Origin of the sequence: Streptomyces sp. NPDC026659 (assembly GCF_040638245.1) — a bacterium.
GTDB lineage: Bacteria > Actinomycetota > Actinomycetes > Streptomycetales > Streptomycetaceae > Streptomyces.
Map to the genome: position 1 here is coordinate 87,839 of NZ_JBEZXY010000011.1, position 18,403 is coordinate 106,241.

Annotated in this window: 14 protein-coding genes; 10 read left to right on the forward strand and 4 right to left on the reverse strand. The window is 71.5% G+C overall.

What is annotated here, in order from left to right:
* Positions 1-78 precede the first annotated feature (78 nt).
* Complete coding sequence (locus tag AB0E91_RS25725; protein ID WP_361786422.1) at positions 79-663, forward strand: TetR/AcrR family transcriptional regulator; 585 nt, start codon at positions 79-81, stop codon at positions 661-663.
* Between the two features lie 4 nt (positions 664-667).
* Here the strand turns inward: AB0E91_RS25725 and AB0E91_RS25730 are convergent, their stop codons facing one another.
* Entirely contained in the window at positions 668-1,891 is a 1,224-nt protein-coding gene (locus tag AB0E91_RS25730) for a helix-turn-helix domain-containing protein (protein ID WP_361786425.1), read from the reverse strand.
* A gap of 166 nt (positions 1,892-2,057) precedes the next feature.
* On the opposite strand from AB0E91_RS25730, the gene AB0E91_RS25735 reads away from it, so the two are divergent.
* The 7 genes from AB0E91_RS25735 to cimA all read left to right on the forward strand — a co-directional run bounded on the left by AB0E91_RS25735 (position 2,058) and on the right by cimA (position 10,389).
* A complete protein-coding gene (locus AB0E91_RS25735) occupies positions 2,058-2,984 on the forward strand; it encodes a proline dehydrogenase family protein (RefSeq protein ID WP_361786428.1) in 927 nt (308 codons plus the stop codon).
* 65 nt (positions 2,985-3,049) lie between these two features.
* Positions 3,050-4,681, forward strand: coding sequence for an L-glutamate gamma-semialdehyde dehydrogenase (gene pruA / locus AB0E91_RS25740; RefSeq protein ID WP_361786431.1), 1,632 nt, complete (start codon positions 3,050-3,052; stop codon positions 4,679-4,681).
* Positions 4,682-4,802: 121 nt separating this feature from the next.
* Positions 4,803-5,459: a maleylpyruvate isomerase N-terminal domain-containing protein gene (locus AB0E91_RS25745; RefSeq protein ID WP_361786434.1), complete on the forward strand. Its 657-nt coding sequence runs from the start codon at positions 4,803-4,805 to the stop codon at positions 5,457-5,459.
* Positions 5,460-5,720: 261 nt separating this feature from the next.
* Positions 5,721-5,852: a hypothetical protein gene (locus AB0E91_RS25750; protein ID WP_018544689.1), complete on the forward strand. Its 132-nt coding sequence runs from the start codon at positions 5,721-5,723 to the stop codon at positions 5,850-5,852.
* 78 nt (positions 5,853-5,930) lie between these two features.
* The gene (locus AB0E91_RS25755; protein ID WP_361786437.1) at positions 5,931-6,974 is read left to right on the forward strand and encodes a 3-isopropylmalate dehydrogenase; all 1,044 of its coding nucleotides are present in this window, start codon (positions 5,931-5,933) and stop codon (positions 6,972-6,974) included.
* Between the two features lie 316 nt (positions 6,975-7,290).
* Positions 7,291-8,382 (forward strand): branched-chain amino acid aminotransferase, encoded by a 1,092-nt coding sequence (locus AB0E91_RS25760; protein ID WP_361786440.1) that lies wholly within the window; start codon positions 7,291-7,293, stop codon positions 8,380-8,382.
* Between the two features lie 402 nt (positions 8,383-8,784).
* The gene (cimA, locus tag AB0E91_RS25765; RefSeq protein ID WP_361786443.1) at positions 8,785-10,389 is read left to right on the forward strand and encodes a citramalate synthase; all 1,605 of its coding nucleotides are present in this window, start codon (positions 8,785-8,787) and stop codon (positions 10,387-10,389) included.
* A gap of 37 nt (positions 10,390-10,426) precedes the next feature.
* On the opposite strand, the gene AB0E91_RS25770 is transcribed toward cimA, so the two are convergent.
* Positions 10,427-11,014, reverse strand: coding sequence for a GPP34 family phosphoprotein (locus tag AB0E91_RS25770; protein WP_361786446.1), 588 nt, complete (start codon positions 11,012-11,014; stop codon positions 10,427-10,429).
* Between the two features lie 82 nt (positions 11,015-11,096).
* Positions 11,097-12,965, reverse strand: a complete 1,869-nt coding sequence (locus AB0E91_RS25775; RefSeq protein ID WP_361786449.1) for a ricin-type beta-trefoil lectin domain protein — start codon at positions 12,963-12,965, stop codon at positions 11,097-11,099.
* Between the two features lie 254 nt (positions 12,966-13,219).
* On the opposite strand from AB0E91_RS25775, the gene AB0E91_RS25780 reads away from it, so the two are divergent.
* Together AB0E91_RS25780 and AB0E91_RS25785 are read left to right on the forward strand one after the other, a co-directional pair.
* Positions 13,220-16,240, forward strand: a complete 3,021-nt coding sequence (locus tag AB0E91_RS25780) for a glycoside hydrolase family 3 N-terminal domain-containing protein (protein ID WP_361786452.1) — start codon at positions 13,220-13,222, stop codon at positions 16,238-16,240.
* A gap of 63 nt (positions 16,241-16,303) precedes the next feature.
* Positions 16,304-17,653, forward strand: a complete 1,350-nt coding sequence (locus AB0E91_RS25785; RefSeq protein WP_361786455.1) for a hypothetical protein — start codon at positions 16,304-16,306, stop codon at positions 17,651-17,653.
* A gap of 139 nt (positions 17,654-17,792) precedes the next feature.
* Here the strand turns inward: AB0E91_RS25785 and AB0E91_RS25790 are convergent, their stop codons facing one another.
* Positions 17,793-18,395: a YceI family protein gene (locus AB0E91_RS25790; RefSeq protein WP_361786458.1), complete on the reverse strand. Its 603-nt coding sequence runs from the start codon at positions 18,393-18,395 to the stop codon at positions 17,793-17,795.
* Positions 18,396-18,403 lie beyond the last annotated feature (8 nt).

Sequence of the window (18,403 nt, forward strand, 5' to 3'; positions counted from 1 at the left end):
GTCTTAAACGCTTGTCTAGGACGACTGTATAAGTCATGCGTCTAGGACGCTTGTATGGCCCCGGGTACGCTGACCGGCATGGGACACCGTGAGGATCTGCTCGAAGGCGCCAAGCGCTGCCTGCTGGCCAAGGGGTTCGGCCGCACCACGGCGCGCGACATCGTGAAGGAGTCCGGCACCAACCTGGCCTCCATCGGCTACCACTACGGCTCGAAGGACGCGCTGCTCGCGCGGGCGTACGTCTCCCTCGTCGAGGCGATGGGTGACACGTTCGAGGGGGAGGCGACCGGCGAGAGCGCCACGCCGCCCGGCTCCACCGAGCGGTTCGAGGAGGTGTGGTCGAACATCATCGGCACCATGCGTGAACCGGGCTCGATCTGGCGGCTCAGCATGGAGGTCGTGACCATGGGCGACCAGATGCCCGAGGTCCGCGACCATCTGGCCACGGCCCAGCGGGAGGCGGGGCGCGGCCTCATCCCGCTGCTCATGGGCGGCCGCGAGGAGGACGTCACGGACGAGACCGCGGACACCCTCGGCGCGTTCTACGTGACTCTCATGACCGGCCTCATCGCGCAGTGGTCCTTCGACCCCAAGTCCGCGCCCACCGCCGACCGCCTCACCGAGGGGCTGCGCCAGATCATCACAGCGGCCCAGAAGGGCTGACCCCTCAGCCCAGCCGCGCCCGCTTCAGCGCCATGTGCAGCAGCAGCCGGTCCTCGCCGTCGTCCAGGTCGAGACCGGTCAGCCGCTCCACCCGGGACAGCCGGTAGTACAGCGTCTGCCGGTGGATGCCCAGCTCGGCGGCGGCCCGGCCCGCCTGGCCCGCGCGGTCGAGATAGACCTCGGCGGTGCGGGCCAGCTCCTGGTGGGCGGGGGAGAGGAGCGGCAGCACCACCGGGTCCTGGACCGCGCTCGGCGGCAGCGTGGTCAGCAGCCGGTACGGCCCGATCCCGCGCCACTGGGCGACCGGCCCGAACCTCGGCTCGGCCAGCGCGGCCCGCGCCGCGGCCGACGCCTCCCGCCAGATGGTCCCCAGCTCCGCGATCCCGGTCCGCGGATCGCCGATGCCCACCCCGACCCGGACGCCGGACGGGCCCCCGCCCTCCGCCTCCTGCACCAGCCGCGCCGCCGCCGCCGTCAGCGCCGGAGCCGTCACGTCCGTACTGCGCAGCCGCACCAGCACCGCCAGGCTCTGCCCGGTGGCACCCCACGGCACCGTGCACAGCGCGGTCGCGTGCGGGACCGTACGGACCGAGGGGGCGTCGTCGGGGTCGGCCGAGGGCCAGGGGGCCACGCAGACCACGGTGTGCGGGCCGTCCGCGCGCGGACCGAGCGCCGTACGCAGCTCGGTCACCGCCATGTCCCGCTGCCAGCCCTCCCCGGCGGTCAGCACCGCCCGCAGCTCCCGGCCGAGCCCCGCACCGGCCCGCGCCTCGTCCGCGAGGAGCGCGCCGATCCGGCCGGTCACCTGCATGGCGGCGGCCAGTTGGGCATCGGTCGGGCCCGGATCGTCGTCCAGCAGCCACACGTAACCGAGGACGACACCCCGATGGCGTACCGGAAGACAGATCCTGCCCCGGTACACCCCGGCCTCCGGAGTGGGCGGGATACGCACCGGCGCCGTCGCGCGGGTGATGCCGAAGCCCTCGAACCACGCCCGCACCGCCGCCGTCGAACGCCGGGTCAGGATCGAGCGGGCGCGCACCGGGTCCAGGGCCGTGGGATCGAGGTCGCCCTCGCTGTCGTACGCCCCGAAGGCGATCAGCTCGAAGTCCCGGCTCTCCAGGGTCGCCGGGGCGTCCAGCAGTTCCGAGATCTCGTCCACCAGCTCCTGGTAGTCGCCTCGGTGAAACGATCCGGTATCCGCCGCCACCCGGGCATTCTGCCGCATATCCGAGGGGCCTTCATACATCTGTCTGAGATCGGGGGAACGGATGCGTGACAGCTGTCGATGGCCGACCATCGGAGAGATCCTTAGGTTTCACGGTGGTTCTCCGCGCCGTTGCCGCATCGTCGGCCGACGGCCGGCTTGGTGCTTGTGCTGTTGGAGGTGCCCCGTGCTGGGTCCTGTGATTCTCGCCGCGTCGCGCAGCGACCGGATGCGCCGTCTCGTCACGGCGGCGCCCGTGACCAAGCAGGTCGTCGACCGCTTCATCCCCGGTGAGGGCGTGGACGACATCGTCCCGATCATCGAGGACCTGACCGCCCGGGGCCTCCAGCTGACGATGGACGTCGTCGGCGAGGACATCACCACCCCCGAGCAGGCCTACGCCGCCCGCGACGCCTACCTCGCGCTGATCGACCGCCTCGCGCTCCTGAACCTCGGCGAGAAGGTCGAGATGAGCGTCAAGCTCTCCATGTTCGGCCAAGCGCTGGACGGCGGCCACGAGCTGGCCCTCGCCAACGTCCGCCCCGTCGTCGAGGCGGCCGCCGCCATCGGTACGACGGTGACGCTGGACGCCGAGGACCACACCACCCTCGACTCGATGTTCGCCATCCACGAGGAGCTGCGGAAGGACTTCCCGCAGACCGGCTGCGTCATCCAGGCCTACCTCTTCCGCACCGAGGCCGACGCCCGCCGCCTCGCCGCCGCGGGCAGCCGGGTGCGCCTGGTCAAGGGCGCCTACAAGGAGCCCGCCGAGGTCGCCTACCAGCAGAAGCACGAGATCGACAAGGCGTACGTGCGTGTCCTGCGGACCCTGATGGAGGGCGAGGGCTACCCGATGATCGGGTCCCACGACCCGCGCCTCATCGCCATCGCCCAGGAACTGGCCCACCGCGCCGGCCGTAAGCTCGACGAGTACGAGTTCCAGATGCTCTACGGCATCCGGAGCGAGGAGCACCTGCGGCTCGCCGCCGAGGGCCACCGGATGCGTGTCTACACCGCCTACGGCACCGACTGGTACGGCTACTTCATGCGGCGCCTCGCGGAGAAGCCGGCGAACCTGCGCTTCTTCCTGCGCTCGATGGTCAGCAAGGGCTGAAACCCCCCCCACCCCGCTCGGCCGAGCCCCCCATCACCCGCTCACATCAAGGAGTTACGGAACCCATGGACGCTGTGACCCAGGTCCCCGCCCCCGTCAACGAGCCGGTGCACGGCTACGCCCCCGGCACGCCCGAGCGGGCCCGCCTTGAGGCCAAGCTCAAGGAGCTGGCCGAGAACCCGGTCGACCTGCCGATGACCATCGGCGGCGAGAAGCGGATGGGCGGCGGCGAGCCGTTCCAGGTCGTCCAGCCGCACCACCACAAGGCCGTCCTCGGCACCCTGCGCAACGCCACCACCCAGGACGCCCAGGACGCCGTCGACGCCGCTCTGGCCGCCGCCCCGGCCTGGCGCGCGATGTCCTTCGACGACCGCGCCGCGATCATCCTGCGCGCCGCCGAGCTGCTGGCCGGCCCCTGGCGCGAGACCATCGCCGCCTCCACCATGCTCGGCCAGTCCAAGACCGCCCAGCAGGCCGAGATCGACAGCCCCTGCGAGCTCGTCGACTTCTGGCGCTTCAACGTGCACTACGCCCGCCAGATCCTGGCCGAGCAGCCCCCGGCCAACTCCCCGGGCGTGTGGAACCGCATGGACCACCGCCCGCTGGAGGGCTTCGTCTACGCGATCACGCCGTTCAACTTCTCGGCCATCGCCGCCAACCTGCCCACCGCGCCCGCCCTCATGGGCAACGTGGTGGTCTGGAAGCCGTCCCCCACGCAGACCCACGCCGCCGTGCTGCTGATGGCGCTGCTGGAGGAGGCCGGTCTGCCCAAGGGCGTCATCAACCTGGTCACCGGTGACGGCATCGCGGTCTCCGAGGTCGCCCTGAACCACCGCGACCTGGCCGGCATCCACTTCACCGGCTCGACCAAGACCTTCCAGTACCTGTGGAAGACGGTCGGCAACAACATCGAGAAGTACCGCGCCTACCCGCGCCTGGTCGGCGAGACCGGCGGCAAGGACTTCGTGGTCGCGCACCCCTCCGCCGACCGCGCCGTGCTGAAGACCGCCCTGACCCGCGGTGCCTTCGAGTACCAGGGCCAGAAGTGCTCGGCCACCTCCCGCGCCTACATCCCGGCCTCCATCTGGAACTCCGGTTTCAAGGAGCAGTTCGCGGCCGAGGTCGACGGTCTGACCATGGGTGACGTCACCGACCTGTCGAACTTCATCGGCGCGGTCATCGACGAGCGCTCCTTCGCCAAGAACAAGGACGCCATCGACCGCGCGCAGCAGGACCCCACCTGCACGATCGTCGCGGGCGGCACCTACGACGACTCGGTCGGCTACTTCGTCCGTCCGACCGTCGTCGAGTGCACCGACCCGGAGAACGAGGTGTTCCGCACCGAGTACTTCGGCCCGTTCCTCGCCGTCCACGTCTACGAGGACGACAAGTACGACGAGATGCTGACCCAGATGGAGTCCGTCTCCGACTACGCCCTCACCGGCTCGGTCATCGCCAACGACCGCGCGGCGGCGGCGTACACGATGGAGAAGCTCCGCTACGCGGCGGGCAACTTCTACATCAACGACAAGTCCACCGGCGCCGTCGTCGGCCAGCAGCCCTTCGGCGGCGGTCGCGCCTCCGGCACCGACGACAAGGCCGGCGCCCCGCAGAACCTGATGCGCTGGACCCTGACCCGCGCCATCAAGGAGACGCTGGTCCCGCCGACCGAGTACGGCTACCCGCACATGGGCTGACCTTCCCGGTGAACCGGCCCGGCAGACCCCGACCACGAGTCGGGGTCTCCCGGGCCGTTCCCGTACCCGGCCGCTGCCGGCGCCCGCCCCCCATACCCGGCCACTGCTAGCGTCCCGCGCCATGGACCCCTTCTCCCTCTCCTGGACGGCGCTGCGCGAGACGGTGGCCGCCCTCCCGGACGCGGACTTCGCCCGCCCCTCCGGCTGCACGGGCTGGCTCGTCCGCGACTTGGTGTGCCACCTGGTCGTCGACGCCCAGGACGTCCTGATCACCCTGGTCACGCCCGCCGACACGCCCCCGACCCACGACGCGGCGACCTACTGGACCGTCACCCACACCCCGCCCACCGGCGACGACCCCCTCGACGCCCTGACCGTCCGGCTCGCGGCGGCCTACGAGGACCCCGCCCTGCTCAGGTTCCACCTGGACGACGTGGGCTCGGCGGCGGGCCGCGCGGCTCGGCTCGCCGACCCCGCCACCCGGGTCACCACCCAGGACCAGGTCCTCACCACCGCCGACTACCTCTCGGCGTACGTCCTGGAATGGACCCTCCACCACCTGGACCTCGTCGCCCACCTCCCGGACGCGCCGCCCCCGCCCGCCGAGGGCCTGGCAGCCTCCCGTGCCCTCCTGGAGCGCATCACCGGCGAACCCTTCCCCGCCGGGATGTCCGACACGGACGCCCTTCTGCTCGGCACGGGCCGCCGCGCCCCGACGGCCGGGGAGAGGGCCCGGCTCGGTGCCCTGGCCGCGCGGTTGCCGTTCGTCCTCGGCTGAGGCGGGGCGCGCGAAAGCGCAGGTCAGCCCGGTCCGGCCCGACGCGCCGTCTCAGATAGTAGGAAGTCCGAGTAATGATGCAGACAGGCGCGGGCCGGTCCCTTAGCTTGGGATGAGCCGAACGACTCGCTCCATCAGCGAATGGCGGTCGTGAGCCGCGCCCCGTGCAGGCAACCCCTGCGGCGCCCGCTCTCCGCCCCTTCCGGCGTCTCACAGCTCATCGCTGCCGTGCCCCAGCTCTGTCGAAGGAGTCGATTTCCCATGGCCGAGACGACCGTCCGCCGCCGAGTCCGCCACACCTCCCGTACGAACGAGACCGACCGCGCCCAGGCCGCCGCCGCCCTCCAGCGCGCCCTGGACCGCCGTGACAACGGCGGCGAGACCGGCCACTGAGCCGCCCCCCGAGGGCGATCCTGTCCGCATCGCGGACAGCTCGTGTCATCACCTGGGACGCCGGAGTAGGGTGCCGACATGTCTCGCAGCATCGATCTCGCAGTGATCCCGGGTGACGGCATCGGCCAGGAGGTCGTGGCCGAAGGTCTCAAGGTCCTCTCCGCCGTCCTCCCGGAGGACGTGAAGCTGGAGACCACGGAGTACGACTTCGGCGCCCGGCGCTACCACGCCACCGGTGAGACCCTCACCGACGCCGACCTCGCCTCCCTCAAGGGCCACGACGCCATCCTGCTCGGCGCCATCGGCGACCCGAGTGTCCCGTCCGGCGTCCTGGAGCGCGGCTTCCTGCTCAAGCTCCGGTTCGCCTTCGACCACCACGTCAACCTGCGCCCCTCCAAGCTGCTCCCCGGCGTCGCCACCCCGCTCGCCGGCCAGCCGGAGATCGACTTCGTGGTGGTCCGCGAGGGCACCGAGGGCCCGTACACGGGCAACGGCGGCACCATCCGCACCGGCACCCCGCACGAGGTCGCCACCGAGGTCTCGGTGAACACCGCCTACGGCGTCGAGCGCGTCGTCCGCGACGCCTTCGCCCGCGCCCAGGCCCGCCCGCGCAAGAAGCTCACCCTGGTCCACAAGAACAACGTGCTGACCTTCGCCGGGCACCTGTGGACCAACATCTTCAACAAGGTGGCCGAGGAGTACCCCGAGGTCACCACCGAGTACATCCACGTCGACGCGGCCACCATCTACCTGGTCACCCAGCCCGAGCGCTTCGACGTCATCGTCACCGACAACCTCTTCGGCGACATCATCACCGACCTCGCCGCGGCCGTCTCCGGCGGCATCGGGGTCGCGGCCTCGGGCAACATCAACCCGGGCCGGGAGTACCCGTCGATGTTCGAGCCCGTCCACGGCTCGGCCCCGGACATCGCCGGACAGGGCAAGGCCGACCCCACCGCCACGGTCCTCTCCGTGGCCCTCCTGCTGCGCCACCTCGGCTACGAGACCGAGGCCGACCGCGTCGACGCGGCCGTGGCCGCCGACCTCACCGCCCGCGTGGGCGGCCCCGCCCGCTCCACCGCCGAGATCGGCGACGCGCTCGTAGCGGGCGTAACCGGCTGACCCGCCGGGCCCCCGAGGGCCGCCGGGTCGCGTCCAGCGCCCGGCGGCCCTTTGCCGTGCGCCCACGCGATGCCACCATCAACCTCTGGGTCCGCATTCACCCCGATTCCTTCCGGCCCCGGCTCCGCGCGATAATCGAACGCGGAGCCGCGGTATGAGGGAATGCTCGGACGTCCTCACACCGGCCCTCCGGCCGGTGCGGGTGCGTGAGCGCGGCCCGCCACGACCGGTGCTGCGTTTCGCCGGGGGCGACCCCGGTCCGGCCGAAAGACCGGAAGCCGCCCCGACCACGCCAGGAAGAGAAGGATTCCCGCTCATGACGACGCCCACGATCGAGCTCAAGCCCTCCGCCCACCCGCTCGCCGCCACCGAGCGCGAGGCGATCCTGGCCAACCCCGGTTTCGGCCGCCACTTCACCGACCACATGGTGACCATCCGGTGGACCGAGGGCCGCGGCTGGCACGACGGCCAACTCGTCCCGTACGCCGCCATCCCGCTCGACCCGGCCACCAACGTCCTGCACTACGCGCAGGAGATCTTCGAGGGCCTGAAGGCCTACCGCCGCCCCGACGGCTCGGTCGCCACCTTCCGCCCCGAGCAGAACGCGCGCCGCTTCCAGCGCTCCGCGCACCGCCTCGGGATGCCCGAGCTGCCCGTCGAGACCTTCGTCGAGGCCTGTGACGCGCTGGTCTCGCAGGACAAGGACTGGGTGCCCGCGCACGGCGGCGAGGAGTCGCTCTACCTGCGCCCCTTCATGATCGGCACCGAGGTCGGCCTGGGCGTCAAGCCGTCCAACGAGTACCTGTTCATCGTCATCGCCTCTCCGGCCGGCGCCTACTTCAAGGGTGGCGTGAAGCCCGTCTCCATCTGGGCCTCCGAGGACCGTGTCCGCGCCGTCCCCGGCGGCATGGGCGACGCCAAGACCGGCGGCAACTACGCCGCCTCCCTGCTCGCCCAGGCCGAGGCCGCCGCCAAGGGCTGCGACCAGGTCTGCTACCTCGACGCCGTCGAGCACAAGTGGGTCGAGGAACTGGGCGGCATGAACCTGTTCTTCGTCTACGGAAACAAGATCGTCACCCCCACCCTGACCGGCTCCATCCTGGAGGGCGTCACCCGCGACTCCCTGCTGACCGTCGCCCGCGACCTGGGCTACGAGGCCGAGGAGGGCCGCGTCTCCGTCGACCAATGGCAGCGCGACTCGGAGAACGGCACCCTCACCGAGGTCTTCGCCTGTGGCACCGCCGCCGTGATCACCCCGGTCGGCACCGTCAAGCGCGAGGGCGCCGAGTGGAAGCAGGGCGACGGTCAGCCCGGCGAGGTCACCCTCCGCCTGCGCGAGGCCCTGCTCGACCTCCAGCGCGGCATCTCCGAGGACAAGCACGGCTGGATGCACGAACTGGCGCAGTAAGGCGTGCCGTAACGGTTCGCCGTAAGGCTCCCGGCAGCCGCCGACAGGGAAGCGCCCCGGACCCCGCAGGTCCGGGGCGCTTGCCCGTTCGCCGTTCTGGACACCCGCGCCCGCATACTGAGACGGCCGGTGGGACGGTGGGCGTTCTGTGCCAGACTTCCCCCGTGTTCTCGCTCTCCATGATTATGGGCAGCAGGCGCGCCGGTCCGCAGTGACCACCTCGTACGACCAGGTACGGGTGGCATCGTCGTCCTCGACCCGCGCGCAGACCTCTCGCACCCGCGAGAGGTTTTTTCGTTTTCGGCCCACCCACGGCCGGTGACGGAGCGTGAGGGAAACTGGGGGGAACGGTGGAGCCGGTCATTCCGGTAAGACCGACATCACAACAGGAGCCTTGAGACCATGACCGCAACCAGCGAGCTCGACGATTCCTTCCACGTCTTCGACACCACGCTGCGCGACGGCGCGCAGCGCGAGGGCATCAACCTCACCGTCGCGGACAAGCTGGCCATCGCGCGGCACCTGGACGACTTCGGCGTGGGCTTCATCGAGGGCGGCTGGCCCGGCGCCAACCCGCGCGACACCGAGTTCTTCGCCCGCGCCGCGAAAGAGCTGGACCTGAGGAACGCGACGCTCGTCGCCTTCGGCGCCACCCGCCGCGCCGGTGCCAAGGCCGCAGACGACCCGCAGGTCAGGGCCCTGCTGGAGTCGGGCGCCCCGGTGATCACCCTGGTCGCCAAGGCCCACGACCGGCACGTCGAACTCGCCCTGCGCACCACGCTCGACGAGAACCTGGAGATGGTCCGCGACACCGTCGCTCACCTCCGCGCCGAGGGCCGCCGCGTCTTCGTGGACTGCGAGCACTTCTTCGACGGCTACCGCGCCAACCCCGAGTACGCCAAGGCCGTCGTACGGACCGCCGCCGAGGCCGGCGCCGACGTGGTCATCCTCTGCGACACCAACGGCGGGATGCTCCCGGCGCAGATCGGCGCCGTCGTCGCCACCGTGCTCGCCGACACCGGCGCCCGGCTCGGCATCCACGCCCAGGACGACACCGGCTGCGCGGTCGCCAACACCCTCGCCGCCGTCGACGCGGGCGCGACCCACGTGCAGTGCACGGCCAACGGCTACGGCGAGCGGGTCGGCAACGCCAACCTCTTCCCGGTCGTGGCCGCCCTTGAGCTGAAGTACGGCAAGAAGGTGCTGCCCGACGGCGCGCTGCGCGAGACGACCCGCATCTCCCACGCCATCGCCGAGGTCGTCAACCTCACCCCCTCCACCCACCAGCCCTACGTCGGCGTCTCCGCCTTCGCCCACAAGGCCGGGCTGCACGCCTCCGCCATCAAGGTCGACCCCGACCTCTACCAGCACATCGACCCCGAGCAGGTCGGCAACACCATGCGGATGCTGGTCTCCGACATGGCGGGCCGCGCCTCCATCGAGCTCAAGGGCCGCGAGCTGGGCGTCGACCTCGGCGACGACCGCGAACTGGTCGGCCGGGTGGTCGAGCGGGTCAAGGAGCGCGAACTCAAGGGCTACACCTACGAGGCCGCCGACGCCTCCTTCGAGCTGCTGCTGCGCGCCGAGGCCCAGGGCGCTCCGCTGAAGTACTTCGACGTGGAGTCCTGGCGCGCGATCGTCGAGGACCGCCCCGACGGCACCCACGCCAACGAGGCGACCGTGAAGCTGTGGGCCAAGGGCGAGCGGATCGTCGCCACCGCCGAGGGCAACGGCCCGGTCAACGCCCTCGACCGGGCGCTGCGCGTGGCCCTGGAGAAGATCTACCCGCAGCTCGCCAAGCTGGAGCTGGTGGACTACAAGGTCCGCATCCTGGAGGGCAAGCACGGCACCCAGTCCACGACCCGCGTCCTGATCTCCACGGGCGACGGCGCGGGGGAGTGGTCCACGGTCGGCGTCGCGGAGAACGTCATCGCCGCCTCCTGGCAGGCCCTGGAGGACGCCTACACCTACGGCCTGCTGCGCGCGGGCGTCGAACCGGCCGAGTAGCCGCCGAGCAGGGCCGGGCAGCCGGGTGCGGCGGCGGTCAGGGAGCGCGCCAGACGTTGTCGAACGCGTCCTCCTCGATCCGCCGCCGCTGCCGCACCGCCTCCAGCTCGGTCAGCGCGTCCCCGACGGCGGCGAGCACGAGCGCCACCCGGTCGTCCTCGGCGCCTTCCTCCGCGCTCTTCGCCCCCGGCTCCCCGATGCCCAGCTCCGCCGCGAGCCCGGTCAGCACGGGTTCCCGTACGGCCCACCGCTCCGCCGCCTGCCGCCGCCCGGCCGAGTCCGCCGGCTCGGCCCGCTTGAACAGGTGCCGCAGCCCGGACCCGCCCGGCTCCAGCGCGGCCGTATAAGCCGCGGCGAGCCCGTTCCCCCGCCGCCACAGCCAGTCCTCCACCGACTCGTACGGCTCCTCGCGCACCAGCGCGGCGGCCGCCTCGTCCAGCAGCCGGTCCCCGGTGAGATGCCCTGAGGTCGGCACGATCCGGTCCTCCCGGAGGCTCACCACCCCGGCCCCGGCCAGGTCCAGCAGCTCGGCCCCCGCCAGCGCCAGCGAGAGATCCCCGCGCTCCACGGGCCGGTCGGCCCGCACGTCGAGCACGACGAACAGCAGATCCTGCGGTGTGGTCATCTGGGGCTCCCGGTCAGGAGGGGTGATACGGGCCGCGTACCACCACCGCCCGACCGGGAAACCCGTCGCGCCGCCGTGCGGACTAGCGGAGCGTCCACTTCTGGTTCGCGGCGCCCGTGCACGACCAGATCTGAGCCCTGGCCCCGTTCGCCGAGGAGTTGTCCGTCACGTCCAGGCACTTGTCCGCCGCCGTGTTGACCACGTCGCCGGTGGAGGTGTTGTAGGACCACTGCTGGGCGCCGGTGCCGTTGCAGTCGTACAGCTGGACCTTGGCGCCGTTCGCGGTGGAGGCGGAGGTGACGTCGAGGCACTTGCCGAGGGCGCGGACCGAGCCGTCCGTGGCGACCGTCCACTGCTGGGCGGCGCTGCCGTTGCAGTCGTAGAGCTGGACGGCGGTGCCGTTGGCGGACGAACCGCCCGCCACGTCCAGGCACTTGCCCGCGAGACCGGTGAAGGCGCCGGTGCGGGCGCCGTCGCCGGACTGGGTGCCGGACCAGGTGAAGGTGGCGGAGGTGCGGGCGGGGAGGGAGTAAGTGGCCTGCTGTCCGCCCCAGTTGATGGTCACCGTGCGTGCGGAGGAGCCGCCGTTGTAGGCGATCAGGGCCTTGCTGCCGTCGGGGTTGCGCCAGGCCACGTTGGGCACGGCGGTGGAGGCCGTCGAGGCGATGCGCTGGGCGCCGGGGCGGACGAACTTGGTGAGGTGGCCCATGTCGTAGTACTCGACGGTGTAGTCCACGCTCCCGCTGCGGCTGTCACCGTTGTGCACGGTGACGAGACCCGTGCAGGTGCCGCAACCGCCGTTGTGCGGGCCCATGTTCTGGTCCACCGCGAGGGACCACTTGGTCACCGACTTCGCCCAGTTGCGGGTGTAGTCGATGATGTTGGACATGTCCTCGCGCTGCTGGTCGGCGATCCAGGTGCCGCCGGAGTGCTCGGTGGCGAAGGCGTCCAGGTTCGGGTACTGGTTGTGCACGGCCGTCTGCTTGTCGACGTCACCGCCGTAGCCGTGCCAGGCGATGCCGCCGAAGTTGGGGTGGCTGCGCACGGTCGCGTCGTCCACGGTCTGGGCGGCGTAGGCGTCGTAGGAGTCCCAGTTCCAGTCGTGCGCCAGGACCTTGGTGGACAGCCCCGCCTGCTGGAGCCTGGGCAGCAACTCGCTCTTGGTGAAGTAGGCGAGGCCGCTCGCGTTCCAGCTCATCGAGGGGTAGCCCGAGCAGCAGGTCGGCTCGTTCTGCGCGGTGACGTAGGAGACGTTCACGCCCTGATCGCGGTACGCCTGGAGGTACTTGACGAAGTACGACGCGTAGGCGCCGTAGTCCTCCGCCTTCAGCCAGCCGCCGTTGAGCGAGCCGCTGTCCTTCATCCAGGCCGGGGCGGTCCACGGGGAGGCCATGACGGTGAGGGACGGGTTCAGCTGGACCGCCTGCCGGGTGAGCGGGGCGACGTCCGCGAGGTCGTGCGCGATCGAGAACCTGGCGAGCGAGGGGTCGGTCTGCCCGGCGGGCACGTCGTCGTAGGTGTAGCCGGAGCGGGCCAGGTCGGAGGCGCCCATCGGGTTGCGCAGGAACGACAGGCCGATGCCGTCCGTGGGGGAGAACAGCTTGCGCAGGGTGGCGTCCCGGGTGGCCTGGGACAGCGCGCCGCTGCTGTTCAGCAGCCACGCGGCGGTGTCGGTGAAGGACGCGCCGCCGCCGGTGAAGGTCTGGTAGCGGGTGCCCTCGTCGACGGTGATGTTCTCGCCGGAGCCGCCGGTGCCCGAGGAGAAGGCGAACGGCGCCTGTTGCTGGAGCCCGCGGGTGACGTGCCGCCCGCCGGAGTCGTCGGTGGTGGTGAGCCAGGCCGTCACCGGCTCGCCCGCCGCGTGCGCGGCGGGGACGGCGAGGGTGCCGAGCCCGGCGGTGGTCAGCAGCGCGGCCAGCAGCAGCCGGACCGGACGCAGGGGTGGTCCCATGGAGCGCCGCCCTTCGGGGAGGTGGGGGGATGGGGAACAGCGGCGTGCGAGGCGTGAGTAAATGACGGCTTCCACCGTCCGTCAAGGGGTCGCGCATTCAGAAGGCGAACGCACAACACCCCTGCTCCACACATGAGTCGGCGGTGTTCCACTTCCGGTGTGAAGCCTTGACGCCTGCCGGGGGCGGCAGTTGACTCACGGCGTGAGTTAAGTCATGAGTGAACTGTGAGCCAAGCGAAGGGTCCGAAGGGTTTATGCGCAGAACCGCCCTGCTCGTCTCCGCCGCCTTGCTGACCGCGACTCTCCCGCTGACCGCGGCCGCCACCGCCTCGGGCGCCGCCGACCCGCCGCCCGTGTCCGTCGACCGCTTCGAGGGCGAGGTCCCCTTCGCCGCCCAGCCCGCCGAGGGCATCTTCACCTGGGGCGGCGACAGCGACGACCCGCCCGCCCTGGAACTGGCCGCACGCGCCGACGCCCCCGAGGGCACCAAGGTCCTCACCGGCGGCTACGACATCAGCGGCTACGGCGGCTTCACCCACGACTACGCCGCCGCCGGACCCGCCCACGACTGGTCCGCGCACCGGGGCATCCGCTTCTGGTGGGACGGCCAGGACAACGGCAGGAAGATCGCCTTCGAGATCAAGGACGGCGGCGCCAACGGCGAGGCGTCCGAGCTGTGGACGACCTCCTTCACCGACGACTTCACCGGCTGGAAGCAGATCGAGATCCCGTTCAGCGCGTTCACCTATCGCACCGACTACCAGCCCGTCGGCGGTATCGACCACGTCCTCGGCCTCACCGAGATGTGGGGCTACGCCGTCACGCTGCCGACCGGCGTCAAGGGCCGCTTCGCCATGGACGGCGTCGAGCTCTACGGCGCCGCCGACCCCGCGCTGCACGCCTCCGTCACCACCGACGCGGCCGTCCACACCGTGCGCGAGGGCGACACCGCCTCCGTCCGCGTCACCGTCTCCACCACCGGGGAGAAGCCGCTGACCGACCCGGTGACCGTCGGCTACACCACCTCCGGCGGCACCGCCCGCCCCGGCACCGACTACCGGCCCGCCGACGGCACCCTCACCTTCCCGGCCGGCGCCCCCTCCGGCACCTCGCGGACCGTCAAGGTGGCCACCCTGAAGGACCGCAGTGCCGAGGCCGCCGAGACGATCCCGCTCAAGCTCACGGTGACCGGCGCCAAGGCCCCCGCCGAGACCCCGCAGATCGTCATCGACGCCCACGGACTGCCGTACCTGGACGCCAAGTTGTCCCTGCGCAAGCGGGTGGCCGACCTGCTCGGCCGGATGTCGCTCGCGGAGAAGATCGGCCAGATGACCCAGGCCGAGCGCGGAGCCGTCAGCGACCCGGCCGACATCGCGTCCTACGACCTCGGCTCGCTGCTCTCCGGCGGTGGCTCCACGCCCACCCCCAACACCCCCGAGGCGTGGGCGAAGATGATCGACGGCTTCCAACTGCGCGCCCAGGCAACGCGGTTCCAGATCCCGCTGATCTACGGCGTGGACGCGGTGCACGGCCACAACAACCTGGTCGGCGCCACGATCATGCCGCACAACATCGGCATCGGTGCCACACGTGACCCCGGGCTCGCCCAGCAGACCGGCACGGTGACCGCCGCCGAGGTCCGCGCCACCGGCATCCCCTGGGACTTCGCGCCCTGCCTGTGCGTGACCCGCGACGAACGCTGGGGCCGCTCCTACGAGTCCTTCGGCGAGGACCCGGCGCTGGTCGAGTCCCTGGAGACGGTGATCCAGGGCCTCCAGGGCCGCGCCGACGGCCGCGACCTCGCCCGCTCCGACAAGGTCCTCGCCACCGCCAAGCACTTCGTCGGCGACGGCGGCACCGCCTACGGCTCCTCCACCACCGGCACCTACACGATCGACCAGGGCGTCACCAAGGTCACCCGGCAGCAGCTGGAGGCCGTCCACCTCGCGCCGTACCAGGACGCCGTGGACCGGGGGATCGGCACGGTCATGCCGTCCTACTCCTCACTGGAGGTCATCGGCGACGGACGCGGCCCGGTGAAGATGCATGCCCGCGCGGACATGATCAACGGCGTGCTCAAGGGCCGCATGGGCTTCGACGGCTTCGTGATCAGCGACTGGAACGCCATCGACCAGCTCCCCGGCGACTACGCCACGCACGTGCGCACCTCGGTGAACGCGGGCGTCGACATGATGATGGTCCCCTACGGCTACAAGGACTTCACCGCGGCCCTCACCGCCGAGGTGAAGGCCGGACGCGTCACCGAGCGGCGCATCGACGACGCGGTCTCCCGCATCCTCACCCAGAAGTTCCGCCTCGGCCTGTTCGAGCACCCCTACGCGAACACCTCGGGCGCGTCCGCGATCGGCTCCCCGGCCCACCGCGCCGTCGCCCGCCAGGCCGCCGCCGAGTCCCAGGTACTGCTGAAGAACAGCGGCGGGCTGCTGCCGCTGAGGAAGAGCGAGAAGGTGTACGTCGCCGGGTCCAACGCCGACGACATCGGCAACCAGACCGGCGGCTGGACCGTCACCTGGCAGGGCGCCTCCGGGAACACCGTCCCCGGCACCACCATCCTCCAGGGGATGCGGAAGGCGGGCGGTGACGTCACCTACTCCAAGGACGCCTCCGCGCCGACCAAGGGGTACGACGTGGGCGTGGTCGTCGTCGGGGAGACCCCCTACGCGGAGGGCGTGGGCGACGTGGGCAACGGCCACAGCCTCCAGCTGTCCGCCGCCGACCGGGCCGCCGTGGACAAGGTGTGCGCGGCCATGAAGTGCGCGGTGCTGATCGTCTCCGGGCGCCCGCAGCTCATCGGGGACCAGCTGGGCAGGATCAACGCCCTGGTCGCCTCCTGGCTGCCCGGCACCGAGGGCGACGGCGTGGCCGACGTGCTCTACGGCAGGCGGGCCTTCACCGGACAGCTCCCAGTCACCTGGCCGAGGTCCGAGGCGCAGCTGCCGATCAACGTGGGCGACGCGTCGTACGACCCGCAGTACCCCTACGGGTGGGGTCTGACCACCCGTACCACCGTGCCGAAGGGTGGCGCGGCCGAGCTGAAGGCGCTCGGCGCGAAGGCGGAGCGGGCCGGGCGGGCGCACGACGGCGGACTCGGTCGGGCACTGGTCACCAAGGCCCGGCTGATCGTCCAGGACAAGGCCGGACAGCGGATCACGGCGGCGATGGCGAAGCCCTTCGCCGAGGCCGACCACGCGCTGCTGACCGGGAACTACGCACTGGCGCTGCGCAAGCTGGCGGAGGCCTATCGGGCGGCCTGATTCACCCGAACCAGTGATCCGTACACCTGACCGAAAAGGGGAGGCTTCGGGTAGCGTCGAAGGATGAAGGCCGTCCTGCCGACCCGAAGCCTCCCCGCGCTGCTGCTGGCCGCGCTGGTGCTGGCTCTCACCACCGTGTTCGCCCCCGCCGCGAGCGCGGAGACGAGCGCGTCCACCATCGGCCGGGCCCTGCGCGAGAACCCGGTCTACGTCGACCCGGCCGCCTCCGGACAACTCTCCCGCGCCGACGCCGACGCGCTGTCCAAGCGGATAAAGGACGCCGGGAAGCCGGTGTTCATAGTGGTCCTGCCCGCCGGGTATCCGACCGACAGTGTCTTCTCCGACGTGCGCACCGCCACCGGAATCACCGGCCTGTACGGCATAAGGCTGGGCGACCGCTTCAACGCCAAGGCCGACGCGGTGGTCATATCGAACACGGCCCGCGAGAACCTGGTGGCGAGCGTCCAGGGCGAGAACGCCAAGGCGCAGCTCACCGACTTCACCGACCGCGCCCTCGACACCGTCAAGGGACACGCCCCGTCCGGCTGGGACTCCTCCGGCGGGGGAGTCTCCGGCACCGGACTGATCGTGGCCGCCGGCGTCCTGGTGGCGGCCGGCGCGGGCGCCTACACCCTGGTCCGCCGCAACCGGCGCCGCCGCGACGAGGACCAGCGCGCCGCCCTCGACCGGCTCCGCGTGGTGGTGGACGAGGACATCACCGCCTTCGGCGAGGAGCTGGACCGGCTCGACTTCCGGCCCGGCGAGCCCGGCGCCGACGACGCGATGCGCGCCGACTACGAGCGCGCCCTGAACGCCTACGACAACGCCAAGCAGCTCATGGACCGGGCCCGCAGACCCGAGGACGTGCGCGCGGTCACCGAGACACTGGAGGACGGCCGCTTCTCGCTCGCCGTGCTGGCCGCCCGCCGCGAGGGACGCGTGCTGCCCGAGCGGCGCCCGCCCTGCTTCTTCGACCCGCGCCACGGCCCCTCGGTGACCGACGCCCTCTGGACGCCGTCCGGCGGCAGCCCGCGCGAGGTCCCGGTCTGCGCGGCCGACGCCGCCCGGCTGGCCGACGGCCGCGACCCGGCGGTGCGCGAGGTCGACACCGAGTACGGCCGCCGCCCCTACTGGGACGCGGGCCCGGCCTACGGCCCCTGGGCGGGCGGCTACTTCGGCGGCGGCCTGCTGCCCGGCCTCCTGGTGGGCACCATGCTCGGCGGCATGATGTCCACCCCCGCCTACGCGTCCGACTACGGCGGCGGCTTCGGTGACAGCGGTGGCGGTTTCGGCGGCTTCGAGGGCGGCGACGTCTCGGGCGGCAACTTCGACCCCGGTGACTTCGGCGGCTTCGGCGACGGCGGAGGCTTCGGCGACAGCGGCGGCGGGGGAGACTTCGGCGGCGGCTTCTGAGCCCGGGCACACCCGCGCCGGGCCCGACACATCCGCGCCAGGGCCGGGCGCACACGCGCGAGCGCCCCCTCCCCCGTCAGGGGAAGCGGGGCGCTCGTCGGTGTCGCGGTGCCGTACTCGCGGCCGGGCCGCCAGAGGCTCACGCGTTCTTGATGGCCGACACGTCGAAGTTGAGCTTGATCTTGTCGGAGACGAGCACGCCACCGGTCTCCAAGGCCGCGTTCCAGGTCAGGCCCCAGTCCGAGCGCAGCAGCTCGGCCTTGCCCTCGAAACCGATGCGGTCGTTGCCGAACGGGTCCTTGGCGGAGCCGTTGAACTCCAGGTCGATGGAGATCGGCTTGGTCGTGCCGAGGATGGAGAGGTCGCCGGTGATGCGGTAGTCGTCACCGCCGAGGGACTCCACCTTGGTCGAGCGGAAGGTCATCGTCGGGAACTCGTCCGTCTTGAAGAAGTCGGCGGACTTCAGGTGCGTGTCGCGGTCCGCGTTGCCCGTGTCGATGCTGTCCATCTTGATGTCGAGGCTCGCGGTGGACTTGGCGACGTCCGAGCCGTCGAGGTGCAGCGTGCCGGTGAACTCGGTGAAGCTGCCCTTCACGTTGGTCACCATCGCGTGCCGCGCCGTGAAGCCGAGCGTGGTGTGCGCGGGGTCGATCGTGTACTCGCCGGTGAGCCCGGCCAGGTCGCTGCCGGGCTCGGCGGTGGCGGCGGTGGTGGCGCTGTCCTTGCGGCTGAAGATGCCCATCGTGTGCT